We start from the raw sequence: 15,086 nt of genomic DNA, 5'->3' as shown, positions 1-15,086 counted from the left end.
CAAATTGACGATTCACAATACTGACAGGCTCACTCTACATGACACAAGAACAACGCCCCACGCTGCCTTCCTCCGCCCGCACCGTGTTTTTCGTCTCCGACGGCACCGGCATCACGGCGGAAACCTTTGGTCACTCGGTGCTGACCCAGTTCGAGCTGCGCTTCCGCCAGGTCCGGCTGCCGTTCATCGATACGCTGGACAAGGCGCACGACGCGGTGCGCAAGATCAACGAAGCCTTTGCAACCGACGGTCAACGTCCGATCATCTTTTCCACGCTGGTGAAGACGGAGTTGTCCGACGTCATTCGCCACTGCAAGGGCATGTATATGGACATGTTCCAAACATTTGTTGCGCCGTTGGAACAGGAGCTGGGCGTCAAATCGACCCACACCATCGGCCGTTCGCACAACATCGTCGACAGCGAGGAGTACAAGAACCGCATCGAGGCGATCAATTTCTCGCTGGCGCACGACGACGGCCAGTCGCACAAGAACCTGTCGTCGGCCGACGTGATCCTGGTCGGCGTGTCGCGCTCGGGCAAGACGCCGACCAGTTTGTACCTGGCGATGCAGTACGGCATCAAAGCGGCCAACTATCCGCTGATCCCGGACGATTTCGAGCGCGGCAAGCTGCCGTCTTCGCTGTACGAGTTCAAATCCAAGATCTTCGGGCTGACGATCACGCCCGAGCGGCTGTCGGAGATCCGCAACGAACGGCGGGCCGGCAGCAAGTACGCGGCGCTGGAAAACTGCCGCTACGAGGTCAACGAGGCCGAAATGATGATGAAGCGCGAAGGCATACGCTGGCTGTCGTCGACCACCAAGTCGATCGAGGAAATCTCCACCACCATCCTGCAAGAGATCAAGCCGAACCGGCGCGAGTACTGAGGGGCTGCTGATTATGCCGGCAAGTGCGCGCGGCTGGAGGCCAAGCTCGCGTTCCTGCGCAAACTGAAGGCGATGGCGGATGCCGGCGTCGAATTACTGTCGGGAACTGACGCACCATCTATTCCCGGACTGGTACCGGGATATTCGCTGCACGATAATCTGGCTGAATTGGAACGCTCGGGACTGAGCCGTTACCAGGTATTATCTACCGCAACCCGCGCGCCAGGAACCTTTATCTCGCGCACAAAAGGCGGCGTGCAGTTTGGCCAGATTATTACTGGTTATCGCGCAGACCTGATATTAACTAAGCAGAATCCGCTGGATGGTTTATCGACTTTACGTTCGCCATTGGGCGTAATGGCCGAGGGCCGCTGGCGCGACAAACAAGCACTGGCGGAATTAATGGCCGGTGTGCGCCGCAGTTATCTCCCGGATTAAATAAATACGCCGGCTGCATTATATTGCAGCCGGTTTGATATATTACCCTCCCATACCCTAGTCATGCCATATTTTAGCGAAAACATGCCAATTTTAAGCATGAATTGAGCGAATTGCGGGGCAACGAAGCGCAATGAAAAAAAAGAGACGAGAGGAGTATAGGCGAGTCAATACCCCGGTTATATAAACCAGGTACATTTATACTCGGGGGAAGTGATTAGAAGAAGTGCTGCCAGTCGGCCAGCCAGGCGGGGAATTCCTCGACCGGCATAGGCTTGGCGATATAATAGCCTTGGGCATAAGTGCAGCCCAGGCCTTGCAGGAAATCCCAATCCTGTTTTGTTTCTACGCCGACCGCCACCGAACGACGATCCAGGCTGCGCGCCAAGCCAAGGCAGGAACGCAATACGGTGCCAATGGCTTGTTTCTTGGACGCCCCGTCGACAAAACTGCGGTCTATTTTCAGTTCCGAAAAAGGTATGCGCGCCAGTAATTGCAGATTACTGCGGCCGGTGCCGTAATCGTCGATGGCCAGGCCGAATCCCTTCATCCGCAAACGCAATAACCGTTCGAGAAAATGCGGATCGGTGGTCAGCACCGCCGACTCGGTCATCTCGAAAGTGATGTAGTCGGGCATGATGCGGTGCCGGTCCAGGCAGGCCGCGATCTGGTCCATGAACTGCGGATGCGCCAGCGTGCTCTGATCAACATTGATGGAAAACGAGATCGGTATGCCCTGGTCGTGCAAGGTGCGGCAGGCCGCGACCGACTTTTCGATCATGCTCCAGTCGAGGAAATCGACGCGCCGGTTATCCTCCAGCACCTGCATGAACGAGGCCGGTCCCAGCACGCCGTACAGTGGGTGGCGCCAGCGGGCGAACATCTCCAGGCCCTTGACCTGCCCCGTCTCGAGCTCGATCTTCGGCTGGAAGAAGGGGTCGAACTCGCGCGCCTGCAGTCCCTGCCCCACTTCGGCAAACGAAATCGGCGGCACTTGCTGGCGCGCGGCGGCCCGCGCTTCGCCCGGCTGCAGGTAATTGGTGATCAGCGCCTCGAGCCGGCTGCCGATGACCGGCTTGCCGATCGCGCCCAGCATGTTGATGCCGTAGGCGGCGGCCATGGTCTCGACCGAGAACAGCACCGCGTTCGACTGCGCCCCCACCACCACCACGCCCACGCGCGACTTGGCGTCGGCCAGGCGGCGTATCAGTTCCAGCGCGTCCATGCCCGGCAGCGCCAGGTCGATGATGGCGATATCAACGGGCGGCGCCATGTTGGCGGCGGCGCTGAAATGGCGCAGCGCCGTGTGGCCGTCCGGCGCCTGCGTAATCCGGCCGACGCCGAGGTGCACCAGGATGTCGGCCAGCGCGTGGCGTTGTACCTGATCCCCTTCGGCTACCAGAAAGTGCAACTGCGCGATATCCATGAACTGCTCCGTTGATGCGTTAAGACTGATTCTGCCTTACTTGTTCGAAAAAGCATACTGCCGCGCATGCGGCCACGTTCAGCGACTCGACCTGGCCCAGGTGCGGTATCACCACCTGATGGGTCGCCATCGACAGCAGATCGTCCGCCACGCCCTGCCCCTCGTGCCCGAACAGCCAGGCCACAGGCTGGCGCAGGTCGACGTCGTACAGCCGCTGGGTCGCATAGCCGCTGGTGGCCAGCGTGGTCACCTTGGCCGCCGACACCAGCGCCGCCAGGTCGACGTTCTCGAAAATATCCAGCACAAAGTGCGCACCCATGGCCGCGCGCAGCACCTTGGGCGACCAGCAGAACGCCGAACCGGCGCTGCAATAGACCTGGGTGATGCCGGCCGCCGCCGCGCTGCGCAGGATGGAGCCGACGTTGCCGGGATCCTGCACGTTATCGAGCAGCACCGCCGACACGGCCAGCGGCCCGCCCACCGCCCGCTCGGGTGTCTCGATCAGGAACATCACGCCGACGCCGTGTTCGACCTGGCTGACGGCGTTGTACAGCGCGTCCGGCAGTCCCAGCACGTGCGCATGCCGCGCTTCCATCTGGCCGACGATGTCCATCACTTCCGGATTGTGCAGCGCCGATTCGCTGACCACGCACTGTTCCGGCAGGCCGCGCAGCTGCAGGTAGGCCTGGCACAGGTGCACGCCGTCGAGCAGGGTGCGGCCGGACTTGCGGCGCGCCTGCGAACTGCCGGCCAGCTTGACCAGTTCCTTGTATTGCGCGTTGTCGCGCGAGGTGATGGTCTTCATGCCGCCCTCCCGCCACTGGTCCGGGCCGCGAACAGTTCCAGTACCTCGCGCACCGGCGCGAACGAGCGGCGGTGCACCGGCGAGGCACCGTGCTCGCGCAGGCGCTCCAGGTGCAGCGCCGTGCCGTAGCCCTTGTGCTGGTCGAAGCAGTACTGCGGATACTGCGCATGCAAGGCCACCAGCGCGGCATCGCGCGCGGTCTTGGCCAGGATCGACGCGGCCGAAATCGCGTCGACCTTGTCGTCGCCGCCGATCACGGCGATCGACTGGATCTTCATCACCGGGCAGCGGTTGCCGTCGATCAGGGCCAGCGTCGGCACGGTGCTCAGCGCCTCCACCGCGCGCCGCATCGCCAGCATCGACGCCTGCAGGATGTTGAGCTTGTCGATTTCCTCCTCCGACGCCTCGGCGATCGCCCACGCCAGCGCGTGGGCCTTGATCAGCGGCGCCAGCATGTCGCGCTTGGCCTCGGTGAGTTTTTTCGAATCGCGCAGGCCGTCGATGGGCCGCGAGACGTCGAGGATGACGGCGGCCGCGAACACCGGGCCGGCCAGCGGCCCGCGCCCCGCCTCGTCGACGCCGCAGATGATCTCGTCGGGCGAATCGGGCAGGAAGTCGAACAGGCCGGATTGTTGATTATTCACGTTGATACTCTTTATGCTTGGATGACTTTGAGCACGGCGGCCGCGCTCTCCACCGCGCTGTTGCGCAGCAGGCTGTGATGCATGTCGGTGAAGCGCTGCGCCAGCCGCAGGCGGTGCGGCGCGTCGCTCAGCTGCTGCCACATCGCGTCGGCCAGCGCCTGCGGATTGGCCGCGTCCTGCAGCAGCTCCGGCACCAGGAACTCGCGCGCCAGGATGTTCGGCAGGCCGATCCACGGCTGGTAGCCGAAGTGGCGCAGGATCTGCCATTCCAGCTCCATCATGCGATAGGCTATCACCATCGGCTTCTTGAACAGCGCCACCTCCAGCGACGCCGTGCCCGACGCCACCAGCACCGCGTCGGCCGCGGCGATGGCGGTATGCGACTGGCCGTCGAGCAGCTGCACTTCGACGTCCTGCAGGCCGGCCTGCGCCACCAGTTCCAGGAAGTACCGGCGCTGGCGCTCGCCCGCCATCGGCGCGACGAACTTCAGCGTGCTGTCGCGCTGCTTCAGCAGTTTGGCGGCGCCGATGAAGGCCGCCGTGTTGTACTTCAGTTCGGACATGCGGCTGCCCGGCATGATGGCCACCACGCTGGCGTCCTCCGCCAGGCCCAGCGCGCGGCGCGCGCCCGCCTCGTCCGGCGCCAGCGGGATCAGCTCGGCCAGCGGATGGCCGACATAGCTGACCGGCACGCCGGCCTGCTTGTAGATCTCTTCCTCGAACGGAAACACCACCAGCATGTGCGACACCGCCTTGATGATTTTCTTGATGCGGCCGCCGCGCCAGGCCCAGATCTGCGGGCCGATGTAGTGGATGGTCGGGATGCCGGCCGCCTTCAGCTGCTCTTCCAGCCCGAGGTTGAAGCCCGGGTAGTCGGCGCCGATGAAGGCCGCCGGCCGCTCGGCCAGCAGCCGGTCGCGCAGCGCGTTCTGGATACCCTTGATCTCGCGGTAGCGCGGGATCACGGCCAGCAGGCCGCGCACGGTCAGCTTGTCCATCGGATAGTGCGATTCGAAGCCCTGGGCTATCATGTGTTCGCCGCCGATGCCGTGGAAGCGGGTGTCGGGCAGGTGCGGCCGCAGCCCGGACAGCAGGCGCGCCGCCAGCACGTCGCCGGACGGTTCGCCGGCGACCAGCGCTATGGATGGCACGCCCGGTTGCGCGGCCAATGGCGCGGCCATCATCGGCCGCGCGCTGTCAGCGGACGATGCCACGGCTGGCGACGCCGAGGAAGTCGCGCATGGCACGGATGTGCTGCGCCACGTCGGCCGGGCTGGCCTCTTCTTCGGCCTGCAGCGCGGCCTTGGCCTCTTCCAGCGTCAGGCCGGAGCGGTAGATGGTCTTGTAGGCGCCGCGGATGCCGTTGATCTGCTCGCGCGTAAAGCCGCGCCGCTTCAGGCCCTCGATATTGACGCCGTGGGCCTGCGCGGGATTCCCGTTCAACAGCACGAACGGCGGCACGTCCTGCGTCAGCGAGGTGCTCATGCCGACAAACGCGTGCGCGCCGATCTTGCAGAACTGGTGCACATTGGCGAAGCCGCTCATGATGACCCAGTCGCCGATCTCGACGTGGCCGGCGATCTGCGCGTTGTTCGAGAAGATCGTGTTGCTGCCGACCTGGCAGTCGTGCGCCAGGTGGACGTAGGCCGAGATCCAGTTGTCGTTGCCCAGCGAGGTCACGCCCTTGTCCTGCACCGTGCCGGTGTTGAAGGTGCAGAACTCGCGGATCGTGTTGCGGTCGCCGATGGTCAGCCTGGTCGGCTCGCCGTTCCATTTCTTGTCCTGCGGCGCGGCGCCGATCGACGAGAACTGGAACAGCTTGTTGTCGCGGCCGATGGTGGTATGGCCTTCGATGACCACGTGCGGCCCGACCACGGTGCCCGAGCCGATGACGACGTTGGGACCGATGACCGAATACGGCCCGACCTCGACACCGGTGTCGAGATGCGCCTTCGGATCGACGATGGCGGTGGCGTGTATCGTCGCCATGATTACTTGCCTGCTGGCTGGCTGGCGTCCGATGCGCTGCGGATGGTGCACATCAGTTCCGCCTCGACCGCCGTCTGGCCGTCGACCGTGCCGACCGCCTTGTACTTCCAGATGCCGCGCGACACGCGCAGGATCTCGACATTCATCACCAGCTGGTCGCCCGGCTCCACCGGACGCTTGAAGCGCGCGTTGTCGATGCCGACGAAGTACACCACCGAATTCTCGTCCGGCTTGATGTCCATGGTCAGGAACGACAGGATGGCGGCGGTCTGCGCCATCGCCTCGATCATCAGCACGCCCGGCATCACCGGCTTGTGCGGGAAGTGGCCGTTGAAGAATTCCTCGTTGACGGTGACGTTCTTGATGGCGGTGATGGTCTTGCCCGACTCCCAGTCCAGCACGCGGTCCACCAGCAGCATCGGGTAGCGGTGCGGCAGGTACTGCTTGATGGCGTGGATGTCCAGGCACTTCTTGGTGCAGGTGGACGCTTCGGTGGTTTCTGGAGTGGTAGTAGTCATGATTTATTTCTCGTCGTGATACGTCAGTGTTTTAATTGTTTTTTCCAGCGCGCGAATTTTATCGCGCATCGTCGACAAATTGCGGACGATGGCGGCTGATTTTTCCCATTCGCTGTTTTTGGCCAGCGGATAAAAGCCTGTGTACTGTCCCGGTTCCAGGATCGAGCGCGATACCATGCTGCCCGAACCCACGTGGACCTTGTCGACGATGGTCAGGTGGCCCAGCACCATGGCGGCGCCGCCGAAGGTGCAGTACTTGCCGATCTTCGCGCTGCCGGCCACGCCAACGCAGCCGGCCATCGCCGTGTGCGCGCCGATGTGGCAGTTGTGGCCGATCTGGATCTGGTTGTCCAGCTTGACGCCGTCCTCGATGATCGTATCGGCCAGCGCGCCGCGGTCGATGGTGGTGTTGGCGCCGATGTCCACATCGTCGCCGATGACCACGCGCCCGGTCTGCGGAATCTTGATGTAGACCCCGCCCTCGTTGGCGAAACCGAATCCGTCGGTGCCGATGACGGCGCCCGAATGGATGATGCCGCGCTTGCCGATCACGCAGCGCGAATGGAACGTCACGTTGGCGAACAAATGCGTGTCCTCGCCGATCACCGCCTCGCGGCCGATGTAGCAGCCGGCGTCGATCACCGCGCCCTCGCCGATCACCGCGCCCGCCTCCACCACCACGCGCGCGCCGACATGGGCGCTGGCGGCGATGCGCGCGTCGTCGGCGACCACCGCGCTGGCGTGCACGCCCGCCGCCGGCACGATGGCCGTCAGCGATTCGAAATACTGCGCCGCGCGGGCGAAATACACATACGGATTGTTGGTGACGATGCGCGCGCCCTGGAAGCCGGCGGCGATAAAAGCGTCGTCGGCGGCCGACACGATCAGTGCCGCCGCCTGGCTTTGCAGCGCTTGCGCGCGCAGTTTGCTATTGCTGAGAAAGCTGATGTGCGAAACGCCGGCGTCCGTCAATGGCGCGATCCCGGTCACTTCCAGGTTCGCGTCCCCCATCAACTGCCCGCCCAAGCGTTCGACCAATTCCCCTAGTCGAGTGCCCATCGGGTGGTCCAATCTATCGTTTTATTTGTCTTTATCCAGCGCCGCCAGCACTTTTTCGGTGATGTCGATGCGCGGGCTGGCCCAGACCGCGTCCTGCAGCACGATGTCGAAGCCTTCGACCAGTGCCAGCTGCTTGATGATCTTGGTGGCTTTTTCCGAGATCGCCTGGCGTTCCTCGTTGGTGCGCTGGTTCAAATCCTCGCGGAACTCGCGCTGGCGGCGCTGGTATTCCTTATCCAGCTCGAACACGTCGCGCTGGCGCTTGACGCGGTCGGCCTCGGACAGGGCCGGCATGTCCTTTTCCAGCTTTTCGGTCGACGTCTTCAGGCGCGAAGCCATGTCCGCCATGGCTTTCTCGCGGCTCTTGAACTCTTCCTGCAGCTTTTCGCCGGCCAGCTTGGCCAGCTTCGATTCGTTGTAGATGCGCTCAGGGCTGAGCCACGCGATGCGCGAGGCCGAGGTCTGGGCCTGCACCGGCGCCAACGCACACCAGCCCAGTGCAAGCACGGCGAGGGATTTGGTCAAGGTAGCAGATACAGTCTTCAACTTGTTTCTCCGGGGAAAATATTAAAGTCTCTAGTCATCATTGGAAGCGCGTCAGAAGCCGCTGCCCATCTGGAACTGGAAGCGTTCCAGGCGGTCGCCCTGCTTGGCGTTCAAAGGCTTAGCATAACTCAACTTGAGCGGGCCGACCGGCGAAATCCAGCTGATACCCAGGCCGGTCGAGTAGCGCAGCTCGGAGGCGCGCATCTTCTGGCCTTCCTGGTAGACCTGGCCGGTATCGAGGAAACCGAACCAGCGCAGGCTGCGGTCCTGGCCCGAGCCGGGGAACGGCAGCTGCAGCTCGGCGTTGCCGATCAGGCGCGAGGCGCCGCCCAGCGCATCGCCGTAGGTGTAGTCGACCGCGCCCAGCGAGGAGCTCAGGTAGCCGCGCACCGAACCGATGCCGCCGCCGTAGAAGTTCTTGAACACCGGATAACTGCTGCTGCCCAGGCCGTGGCCGTAGTCGATCTCGCCCTTCAGCGCCAGCGTCACTTTCGAGAACAGCGGCTTGTACCACTGGTGCTCGTACACGGCGCGGTAGTATTTCTGCTGGCCGACCAGATCCAGCTCCAGGTTGGCGCGCTGGTAGCGGCCCACGGTCGGCGTCAGCGCCGAGTCGCGGCTGTCGCGCGCCCAGGCGGCCGTCAGCGGCACGGCGTTGGTGGCGGCGGTGCCGATACCGGTGGTGTTGCCGGTGATCGTGGTGACGTATTCCTTGAAGCGGATCGGCGACGTTTCGTCGGTGGTGATCTTCGAGCGTTCCAGGCCGATGCCGAAGAACACCGTGTCCACTTCGGAGAACGGCACGCCGTAGCTGATGCGGCCGCCCTGCTGCTTGATGGTGTAGGAGCCGATGTTGAGCGCCGGCGGCTGCTGCGTGCGCAGGTACACTTCGTACGAGCGCGACACGCCGTCGTCGGTGTAGTACGGGTCGGTCTGCGAGAACGAAATCGTGCGGCTGTACTTCGAGGTATTCAGTTCGATGCCGACGGTGGTGCCCGAACCGGCGAAGTTGGCCTGCTGGATCGCGGCCTGGAAGCTGAACTTCTCGGACTGCGAGAACGCGCCGCCGATCTGGAAGTTACCGGTCGGTTTTTCCACCACGGTCAGGTTGACGTCGACCTGGTCGGACGTGCCCTGCGCTTCAGGCGTGTCGATGGTCACGTCCTTGAAGTAGCCCAGGCGGTCGACGCGGTCGCGCGACAGCTTGATCTTGTTGGCGTCGTACCACGACGACTCGAACTGGCGGAACTCGCGGCGTATCACCTCGTCGCGCGTGGTGGTGTTGCCGGCGATGTTCATGTGGCGCACGTAGGCGCGCTTGCCCGGATCGATGAAGAACGTGAACGCCACTTCGCGCTTGTCGCGGTTGATGTCCGGATTGGCGTTGACGTTGGCGAAGGCGTAGCCGAAGGTGCCCAGGCGATCGGAGATCAGCTTGTTGGTGGCGGTCAGGCGCGCGCCGGAATAGGTTTCGCCTTCGCGCAGCAGCACCAGCGAGCGCAGTTCCTCTTCGCGGCCGAAGGTCTCGCCTTCGAACTTGATGCCCGAGACCTTGTACTTCTCGCCCTCGGTGATGTTGATGGTGATGTAGATGTCCTTCTTGTCCGGCGTGATCGACACCTGCGTCGAGTCGATGTTCATCTCGATGTAGCCGCGGTCCAGGTAGTAGGACTTGAGCGACTCGATGTCGCCGGTCAGCTTGGTCTTGGAGTACTGGTCGGCCTTGGTGTACCAGCTGAACCAGCCGCCGGTGTTCAGCGCCAGCTGGTCTTTCAGCTCCTTGTCCGAGAACACCTTGTTGCCGACGATGTTGATCTGCTTGATCTTGGCGACGTCGCCCTCGTCCACCGCGAAGGTGATGTTGACGCGGTTACGCTCGATCGGCGTGACGGTGGTGACGATCTTGACGCCATACAGGCCGTGCGACAGGTACTGGCGCTTCAATTCCTGCTCGGCGCGGTCGACCGACGCCTTGTCGAAAATCTTGGTCTCGCCGACGCCGATGTCCTTCAGCGCCTTGACCAGCGTGTCTTTTTCAAATTCCTTGGTACCGGTGAATTCCACCTTGGAGATGGCCGGGCGTTCCTCGACCAGCACCACCAGCACGCCGCCGTCGGCTTCGAGCTTGACGTCCTTGAAGAAGCCGGTGGCATACAGCGCCTTGATGGCGGTGATGGATTTGTCGTCGTTGAAGGTCTCGCCCACCCGTACCGGCAGATAGCTGAAGACCGTACCGGCTTCCGTACGCTGGATCCCTTCGACGCGGATGTCTTTGATGACGAAGGGCTCGATGGCCATGGCACTGCCGGCGCACAGCGCCAGGACAGCGGCGCCGATCAGGCTACGGCGAAAGGAAGGTGAAGTAATACGGTCAGAATATAATTTCATTGGGGTTATTCAATGGCTAAATCAACGAACTACTCATATAGATACAAAGCGAAAGCGCGCCTGCTACAGCAGCCGGGCGACGTCGTTAAACACCGCCAGCAGCATCAGGGTCAGTAACAACCCCATACCGACACGCTGCGCAATCTCGCCAAAACGTTCCGGTACAGAACGCCCAGTTAAAACTTCCAGCGAATAATACAGCAAATGCCCCCCATCTAGAACCGGAATCGGTAGCAAATTCATCACCCCCAAACTGATGCTGATGAAGGCGATGAAGCTCAAATAGCTCGCCGCGCCCATCCGCGCCGTTTGCCCGGCATAATCGGCGATCGTGATCGGTCCGGTGACGTTCTTCAGCGAGACCTCGCCGGTGATCATCTTGCCGATCATCTTCAGGGTCATCGTGCAGGTATCCCAGACCCGCGTCATGGCCTTACCCACGGCCGCAACCGGGGATGATGGCACGGTGATCATATCCGGCTGCAGAGCGACGTAGGCGCCGATCTTACCGACTGTTACAGTTCCCTTACCGGTTTTTGCCTCGCCTTTCACCTGCTCCGCCTGCGGCGCCATGGCCAGCGTCAGCGGCTGGCCCGCGCGGCGGACCGCCACCTGCACGGTTTTGCCGGCCGAGGCGCGGATGATGTCGATGAAGGCGATGCCGTCGGCCACCGGCGTGCCGTCGACGGCCACCAGCAGGTCGCCGACCCGCAGGCCGCCCCGGTCGGCAGCGCCGCCGGCGATCACCTGCTCGACCACCGGGGTCGGACGGGACACGCCGACGCCAAGCTTGCCCAGCACGTCGCCCTCCAAGTCCAGCGCGGACAGCGCGGCGGCCGGCAGCGTGAAGGTGAAGCGGCCCTGCCCCACGCGCTCGACGGCGATGCGGGCTTCCTTCTTGTCGATGGCGGCCTGGATCAGGCTCCAGCGCAGCTCGGACCAGACGGCGACCGGCTGCTCGTTGACGGCGGTGACCACGTCGCCGGTGCGCAGGCCGGCGGCCCACGCGGCGGCCGGCGCGGCGTCCACCGTCGCGCGCACGCTGATCTTGCTGGCCGGTTCTTCGACACCGTGCATGTACAAGCCGGCGAACAGCACGATCGCGATCAGGAAATTGGCCAGCGGGCCGGCGGCCACGATGGCGATGCGCTTCCACACGTTCTGGCGCGTGAACTCGCGCTTCAGCTCTTCCGGCGGCAGGTGGCCCAGGTCGGCCTCGCGCGCGTCGAGCATCTTGACGTAGCCGCCCAGCGGCAGCGCGGAGACGGCCCATTCGGTCTGGTCCGGCCCGAAACGGCGCGACCACACCACCTTGCCCATGCCGACCGAGAAGCGCAGCACCTTGACGCCGCACCAGCGCGCCACCAGGTAGTGCCCCAGCTCGTGGAAGATGACCAGGGAGCCCAGGCAGACGACAAATGCCAGCGCGGTTTGCAGGAAGTTCATTTTGCCAGTCCGGCGATATAGGTTTCGGCGGCGGCGCGCGCGGCGCCGTCCTGCGCCATGACGGCGGCGATGCTGTCGGCGGCGCCGTGCGGCAGCGCTTCCATCACGTGCGCGATCACGCGGTCGATCTGGCGGAAGCCTATCCGCAGGTCGAGGAAGGCCTGCACCGCCACTTCATTGGCGGCGTTCAGCAGCGCGGGCGCGGTGCCGCCGGCCTTGAGCGCTTCGAACGCCAGCGCCAGGCAGGGGAAACGGTTGAAATCGGGGCGCTCGAACTGCAGCGTGGCGATTTGCGTCAGGTCCAGCTGGGCCACGCCGGAAGCGATGCGCTCCGGGTAGGCCAGCGCGTGGGCGATCGGCGTGCGCATGTCGGGATTGCCCAATTGCGCCAGCACCGAGCCGTCGGCATACGACACCATCGAATGGATCACCGACTGCGGGTGGATGACGACCTCGATGCGGTCGGCCGGCGCGCCGAACAGCCAGTGCGCCTCGATCACTTCCAGGCCCTTGTTCATCATCGTGGCCGAATCGACCGAGATCTTGCGGCCCATCGACCAGTTGGGGTGCTTGCAGGCCTGCTCCGGCGTGACCGCGTCCAGCGTGGCCACGTCGCGCGTCAGGAACGGGCCGCCGGAGGCGGTCAGCAGGATCTTGGCCACGCCGGCCGCGTCGTCGCGCACCGCCGGCACGCGGCCGCCGAACTGCGGCAGGCACTGGAAGATCGCATTGTGCTCGCTGTCGATCGGCAGCAGCACCGCGCCCGCTTCGTGCGCGGCGTCGATGAACAGCTGGCCGGACATGACCAGCGCTTCCTTGTTGGCCAGCAGCACCTTCTTGCCGGCGCGGGCGGCGGCCAGGGTCGGCGCCAGGCCGGCGGCGCCGACGATGGCGGCCATCACGCTGTCGACTTCCGCCGCGCTGGCGATGCTGCACAAGGCCGCCTCGCCATATTCCACTTCGGTGTCGACGCCGGCCGCGCGCAGCAGCACGCCCAGGCGGTCGGCGGCGGCGGCGCTGCCGACCACGGCGCGCGCCGGACGGAACGCGATGCACTGGGCCGCCAATTCGTCGACGCGGCTGTGCGCGGACAGCGCGTAGACGGCATAGCGCTCGGGGTGGCGGGCGAGCACGTCCAGCGTGGACACGCCGATCGAACCGGTGGCGCCAAGGATGGTGATTTGTTGCATTTTATTCTTTCAGAACCAGGAGCCGATCAGCGCGGCCAGGGGCAGGACCGGGATCAAGGCGTCAATACGGTCAAGCACGCCGCCATGGCCGGGCAGCAGGTTGCTGCTGTCCTTGAGGCCGGCGCGGCGCTTGAGCTGGGATTCGAACAGGTCGCCGACGACGGACGCGGCGACGATCAGCAGCAGCGCCAGCAGGGCCAGGGGCCAGCCGAAGCGCTGCTGCAGCTGGAAGGCGAAGGTGTCCCGCAGCCACGGGAAAGAGGCGGCCAGGACTATGCCCAGCGCCGACAGCGCCAGCACGGCGATGCCGCCGCCGATGGCGCCCTCCCACGACTTGCCCGGCGAGATAGACGGCGCCAGCTTGCGCTTGCCGAAGGCCTTGCCGGAGAAATAGGCGCCGATGTCGGCGATCCACACCAGCACCATCACCGACAGCAGGTACAGCGGCGAATGCAGGTAGAGGCCGACGATGGCGAAGAAGCAGGCGAACACGGCGAAGCTGAAGGTGACGCCCATGGACCAGTTGCCGCCGCCCTTGAGCGGCGGCAGGCCCAGGCCCAGCGACGGCACGTAGCGGATCAGCCACAGCAGGCAGGCCACGCCGTACAGCGAGTTGACGGCGCCCGGCTTGGCCGAGTACATCAGCAGCACGAACAGGCCGGCGCAGACCACGCCGAACACGCGCGCGGCCATGGCGGACAGGCCGAACAGGCGGGCGCCCTCCCACATCGCGGCGCCGACGAACAGGGTGACGACGACGGCAAACGCTGGGAAATAGTTGAAGAACAGGACCGGCAGCAGCACCGCCAGCAAGATCACAGCGGTAATAATCCTAGTTTTCAGCATCAGCTTGTCTTTTCAGCCAGTTGCGCGCCGGTGCGGCCGAAGCGGCGTTCGCGGTGCTGGTAGGAGGCGATCGCCTCGTCAAGGCACTCGATCGAGAAATCGGGCCAGTAGGTCTCGGTGAAGAACAGTTCCGTGTAGGCCAGCTGCCACAGCAGGAAATTGGAGATGCGCTGCTCGCCGCCGGTGCGGATGAACAGGTCGGGCTCGGGCGCGTAGGCCATCGCCAGGTGCGGCGCCAGCTGCTCCTCGCTGAAGTCGGTCGCGCCGGGGTGGGCGGCGACCATCTTGGCCACCGCCTGCATGATGTCCCAGCGGCCGCCATAGTTGGCGCAGACGGTGACGGTCATGCGGGTGTTGTTGGCGGTCTTGCGCTCGGCCGAGGCGATCATGCCTTGCAGCTTGTCGTCGAAACGGGTCAGGTCGCCGACGACCTTGAGGCGGATATTGTTGGCGTGCAGCTTGGACACTTCGCGGTCCAGCGCGGTCACGAACAGGCGCATCAGCAGCGACACTTCCTCTTCCGGGCGGCGCCAGTTTTCCGAACTGAAGGCGAACACGGTCAGGTATTCGACACCGCGGCGGGCGCAGGCCTCGACCACGGTGCGCACCGCCTCCACGCCCTTGACGTGGCCGGCGACGCGCGGCAGGAAGCGCTTGGTCGCCCAGCGGCCGTTGCCGTCCATGATGATGGCAACGTGGCGCGGCACGTTAGGGGCTTCCGGGACCTCGGTAGTCGAACTCGTATATTTCATGAAAACTTTGGTGCCAAAGTGTTAAGTATTGCAGGTGTGACGCAAAAAGACAAGACGCCAGCATAGCGTACCACCCGCGGGGGGGGGGGGGGGGGGGGGGGGGGGGGGGGGGGGGGGGGGGGGGGGGGGGGGGGGGGGGGGGGGGGGGGGGG

At 64.4% G+C, this 15,086-nt stretch carries 15 protein-coding genes; 2 read left to right on the top strand and 13 right to left on the bottom strand.

Translation table 11 applies throughout. The features are described from left to right. Nucleotides 1–38 precede the first annotated feature (38 nt). Nucleotides 39–887 carry a pyruvate, water dikinase regulatory protein gene (locus ACCD07_RS27875; protein WP_176651085.1) on the top strand — a complete coding sequence of 283 codons (849 nt, stop codon included), beginning with the start codon at nucleotides 39–41 and terminating at the stop codon, nucleotides 885–887. A 72-nt stretch (nucleotides 888–959) separates the two neighbouring features. Continuing rightward, nucleotides 960–1,325 carry a hypothetical protein gene (locus ACCD07_RS27870; RefSeq protein WP_413449222.1) on the top strand — a complete coding sequence of 122 codons (366 nt, stop codon included), beginning with the start codon at nucleotides 960–962 and terminating at the stop codon, nucleotides 1,323–1,325. 217 nt (nucleotides 1,326–1,542) lie between these two features. On the opposite strand, the gene ACCD07_RS27865 is transcribed toward ACCD07_RS27870, so the two are convergent. The 13 genes from ACCD07_RS27865 to uppS all read right to left on the bottom strand — a co-directional run bounded on the left by ACCD07_RS27865 (nucleotide 1,543) and on the right by uppS (nucleotide 14,934). After that, on the bottom strand, nucleotides 1,543–2,751 hold the full coding sequence (locus tag ACCD07_RS27865; protein ID WP_413449221.1) for an EAL domain-containing protein: 1,209 nt from the start codon (nucleotides 2,749–2,751) through the stop codon (nucleotides 1,543–1,545). Between the two features lie 19 nt (nucleotides 2,752–2,770). Beyond that, entirely contained in the window at nucleotides 2,771–3,556 is a 786-nt protein-coding gene (locus ACCD07_RS27860; RefSeq protein WP_413449220.1) for a TrmH family RNA methyltransferase, read from the bottom strand. Next, nucleotides 3,553–4,200: a ribonuclease HII gene (rnhB, locus tag ACCD07_RS27855; protein ID WP_176651089.1), complete on the bottom strand. Its 648-nt coding sequence runs from the start codon at nucleotides 4,198–4,200 to the stop codon at nucleotides 3,553–3,555. The genes ACCD07_RS27860 and rnhB overlap by 4 nt, the downstream gene beginning before the upstream one ends. A gap of 11 nt (nucleotides 4,201–4,211) precedes the next feature. Continuing rightward, nucleotides 4,212–5,414, bottom strand: a complete 1,203-nt coding sequence (gene lpxB / locus ACCD07_RS27850) for a lipid-A-disaccharide synthase (RefSeq protein ID WP_413449219.1) — start codon at nucleotides 5,412–5,414, stop codon at nucleotides 4,212–4,214. Beyond that, nucleotides 5,398–6,189 (bottom strand): acyl-ACP--UDP-N-acetylglucosamine O-acyltransferase, encoded by a 792-nt coding sequence (gene lpxA, locus ACCD07_RS27845; protein WP_176651090.1) that lies wholly within the window; start codon nucleotides 6,187–6,189, stop codon nucleotides 5,398–5,400. The genes lpxB and lpxA overlap by 17 nt, the downstream gene beginning before the upstream one ends. A 2-nt stretch (nucleotides 6,190–6,191) precedes the next feature. Then, on the bottom strand, nucleotides 6,192–6,707 hold the full coding sequence (gene fabZ / locus ACCD07_RS27840) for a 3-hydroxyacyl-ACP dehydratase FabZ (RefSeq protein ID WP_176651091.1): 516 nt from the start codon (nucleotides 6,705–6,707) through the stop codon (nucleotides 6,192–6,194). A gap of 3 nt (nucleotides 6,708–6,710) precedes the next feature. Further along, nucleotides 6,711–7,766, bottom strand: a complete 1,056-nt coding sequence (gene lpxD, locus ACCD07_RS27835; protein ID WP_353404530.1) for a UDP-3-O-(3-hydroxymyristoyl)glucosamine N-acyltransferase — start codon at nucleotides 7,764–7,766, stop codon at nucleotides 6,711–6,713. A 21-nt stretch (nucleotides 7,767–7,787) separates the two neighbouring features. Next, nucleotides 7,788–8,291 (bottom strand): OmpH family outer membrane protein, encoded by a 504-nt coding sequence (locus ACCD07_RS27830; protein ID WP_353404529.1) that lies wholly within the window; start codon nucleotides 8,289–8,291, stop codon nucleotides 7,788–7,790. A gap of 72 nt (nucleotides 8,292–8,363) precedes the next feature. Beyond that, complete coding sequence (gene bamA / locus ACCD07_RS27825; RefSeq protein ID WP_353404527.1) at nucleotides 8,364–10,700, bottom strand: outer membrane protein assembly factor BamA; 2,337 nt, start codon at nucleotides 10,698–10,700, stop codon at nucleotides 8,364–8,366. Between the two features lie 63 nt (nucleotides 10,701–10,763). Beyond that, complete coding sequence (rseP, locus tag ACCD07_RS27820; protein ID WP_413449218.1) at nucleotides 10,764–12,146, bottom strand: RIP metalloprotease RseP; 1,383 nt, start codon at nucleotides 12,144–12,146, stop codon at nucleotides 10,764–10,766. Next, nucleotides 12,143–13,336 carry a 1-deoxy-D-xylulose-5-phosphate reductoisomerase gene (gene ispC / locus ACCD07_RS27815; protein ID WP_176651096.1) on the bottom strand — a complete coding sequence of 398 codons (1,194 nt, stop codon included), beginning with the start codon at nucleotides 13,334–13,336 and terminating at the stop codon, nucleotides 12,143–12,145. The genes rseP and ispC overlap by 4 nt, the downstream gene beginning before the upstream one ends. 9 nt (nucleotides 13,337–13,345) lie before the next feature. Further along, nucleotides 13,346–14,182: a phosphatidate cytidylyltransferase gene (locus tag ACCD07_RS27810; protein WP_413449217.1), complete on the bottom strand. Its 837-nt coding sequence runs from the start codon at nucleotides 14,180–14,182 to the stop codon at nucleotides 13,346–13,348. Beyond that, nucleotides 14,182–14,934: a polyprenyl diphosphate synthase gene (gene uppS, locus ACCD07_RS27805; protein WP_176651098.1), complete on the bottom strand. Its 753-nt coding sequence runs from the start codon at nucleotides 14,932–14,934 to the stop codon at nucleotides 14,182–14,184. Before uppS ends, ACCD07_RS27810 begins: the two co-directional genes overlap by 1 nt. Nucleotides 14,935–15,086: the final 152 nt, after the last annotated feature.

It is taken from the genome of Duganella sp. Dugasp56 (assembly GCF_047304105.1).
GTDB lineage: Bacteria > Pseudomonadota > Gammaproteobacteria > Burkholderiales > Burkholderiaceae_D > Rugamonas > Rugamonas hordei.
The sequence above is the reverse complement of the archived record's forward strand: the minus strand, read 5'-3'. Positions and strand labels throughout refer to the sequence as shown.